The sequence below is a fragment of the Aggregatibacter kilianii genome (assembly GCF_003129965.1).
GTDB classification, from domain to species: Bacteria; Pseudomonadota; Gammaproteobacteria; order Enterobacterales; family Pasteurellaceae; genus Aggregatibacter; species Aggregatibacter kilianii_A.
In genome coordinates, this window is sequence record NZ_NRCJ01000030.1 from 1 (window position 1) to 2,958 (window position 2,958).

At 47.2% G+C, this 2,958-nt stretch carries 1 protein-coding gene; it reads left to right on the forward strand.

Annotated elements, in window-relative coordinates:
• On the forward strand, nucleotides 1-2,958 hold a 2,958-nt coding region (locus DK430_RS13035; RefSeq protein WP_162616858.1), incomplete at both ends, for a DUF6531 domain-containing protein.

Here is a 2,958-nt window from a genome sequence, read left to right on the forward strand (position 1 = left end):
TATCGGTAAGAATCAGGAAATCTATGTCGGACAAGACTATCAACTGACCGTTAAAGCTGACCTCCTGATGAACTCCAAGGCGGATAATATTGTCTTTGAGACCGCCGGTGCCAGACTGACGATGTTTAAGAACGGTAATATTCAGGTGGAAGGGAAGTATGTGTATATTAATGGGCAGCCTATTGAGTTAAATCCGGGTGGCAGTGCTGCATCCGATGGCGGGCAAGGTGCTGCCGGTAGCGGTGCCGGCGGAAGCACGGGTGGCGCAGGCGCCGGTGGTGGTGCTGAAGGTGGCGATAGTGCCGGCGGTGGTGCAGGTGGAGGTGGCTCCGCACCGTCTGAGGCAGCAAACGAATGCATTCCTTGTAAAGCTGCCGCAGCGGTAGGACGTCCGGTTAACCCGATACTGGGCTTAAAATTATTAACCGACGAAATAGATTTTGCTTTTACCGGTATCATGCCATTAATCTGGTCGCGTAGCTATTACTCCGACCAGATGGGGACAGGCTGGTTGGGTCAAGGTTGGTCGGTGCCGGGTTGCCAACGCATTGAAAGACAAGCACGCGGCTTGGTCTATATTGATGAACAGGGTCGTGAACTACGCCTCCCGGCACTTACCGCAGGCGGTTCGGCAATCTATCATCAGGCAGAACAAATTTGGCTGCAACGCAATGAATCAGATGAAATTATTATTGCTTCGCTGGATAAGCGCTTATCGCTCATCTTCCGTTCATTATCGGAAACCTCCCCAAGCTATGTGCTAGTTGCGATTCAGGATAGTTTAGGCAATCAACAACGTTTTGAGTATGATTTGGAAACCGCCCTACCGCACCGCATTATTGATGGTAACGGAAGGGAGTTTACTCTTTCTTTTGAGAACCTGGCACAAAATATGGATACTTCTGCGCCGCTATGGCGCTTAACCGCAATTGCATTACAAAAAGAACAACAACGCACTTTGCTGGTTTCTTATCGCTATAATGAAGCAGGTGATTTAATTTCGGTACTCAATGCACAAGGTACTGAAGTTCGCACCTTCGGTTATCACAACCATATTATGGTGTCACACCGCAACGCCTCCGGCTTGGAATCACACTATGAATATGATGTGTATGGTCCTAAAGGCAAAGTCTTACGCAATACCACTAATTTAGATGAAAGTTGGCTGTTTGCCTATCATCCGACCTATACGCAAATCACCGATAGTCTGGGACGGGTTGAGCAGTACCATTTTGATAATAACCAAGAAATTGTAAAACGGGTCTTTGCCGACGGCTCACAAACCATCATGGAAAGAGATAATCTCGGACGCTTATTAAGCCAAACCGATAGTGCGGGTAGAACCATAAGTTATGCTTACAATGAACAAGGACAAGTGATAAAAGTCACCGGTCCTGACGGGCAGGCACAGCAATATCAATATGATAACAACGGACGCTTAATTGCGCAGACCGATGTCATGGGGCATCAAAGCCATTATGCCTATGATGGTGTCGGCAATCTCATGATGGCAACCAATGCGTTAGGGGAAAGTGTGAAGTTTGAATACAACAATAAGGGCTTGCGCACTGCCATGATTGACCCGTTAGGCAACCGTACCGCCTTCCACTATAACACCGACAATCAGTTAATAAGCCGTGTTGACTGCTCCGGCAACGCAACCCAACTGGAATACAATAACGATGGCTTGCTCACCGGCGTCATTGACCCGCTGGGACAAAAAACCGGCTATATCTATGACAACAATCATCAGCTCATTCAAACCGTTTACGCCGACGGCAGCCTGGAACAGTTCGCTTATGATACGGCGGGGCGCTTAATCTCCTATACCGACGGTAAAGGTAATCAAACCAAGTATGAGTATAGCTTGGATGATTTACCGGTGAGCCGTAAAAACGCCTTAGGGCATACCTTTGCTTACACCTATGATAAGGCAAGACGCTTGGTACAACTCACCAATGAAAACCTCGTCACCTATCGTTTCGATTATGACCCGATGAACCGTCTCAATGCCGAAATCGGTTTTGACAACCGCAAAACCCTTTATCATTACAACGAGAAAGGCGAACTCGATACCCAACAGGAATTCGGCACCGGTAACCATAAACAAGTATTGCGTACTACCGAATTTAAACGGGATAACCTCGGTCGAATCATTGCCGAGCAGGTTAGTCAATTTGACGGGCAACGTCAACAAACCACTTATCATTATGACCCACTAAGCAGATTGAGTCAGTTAGCTGATGAGCAAACCACAATACACTTTACCTATGACGACGTAGGCAGAGTCATCGAGCATCATTTATCGGACAAAGACGGTCACAGCCAAATCATGCGTTATACCTATGATGCCAATGGCAACCGACTGGCAACCACCTTACCGAGCGGTGAACAAATTAATTATTTCTACTACGGTAGCGGACATTTATCCGCAATCAAATTCAACGACCGCCTCATCACCGACATCACCCGCGATAAACTGCACCGTGAAGTCTCACGTACGCAAGGGAAACTTGTGACATCCTTTAAACTGGATGCTATCGGCAGACTGGAAGCACAGTTAACGGCACTTGAACAACAAACGGCGCAACCGGCAACACAAACAACACCACAAGCTGCACCACATACGCTTGTCAATCGGACTTATCGCTATAATGAAACAGGCAACCTGATTCAAAGCCGCGACTTGCGTTCAGGCAATCAGGATTACTATTATGATAAACTCGGTCAGCTGACCATGACCGGCAATGAAGTCTTTGCCTTTGACCCGGCACATAATCTGATTGAGCGGGAAAGCGACAAACAGTTGAATAACCAACTGCACGAATACCAAGGCGTCACCTATCGCTATGACGATTTCGGCAACTTAAGCCAACGCAAACGAAATAACGGTGAAGTGCAAACCTATTCCTACAATGCCAAAGACCAACTGATTAAAGCAGTCATTCAGACACCAAA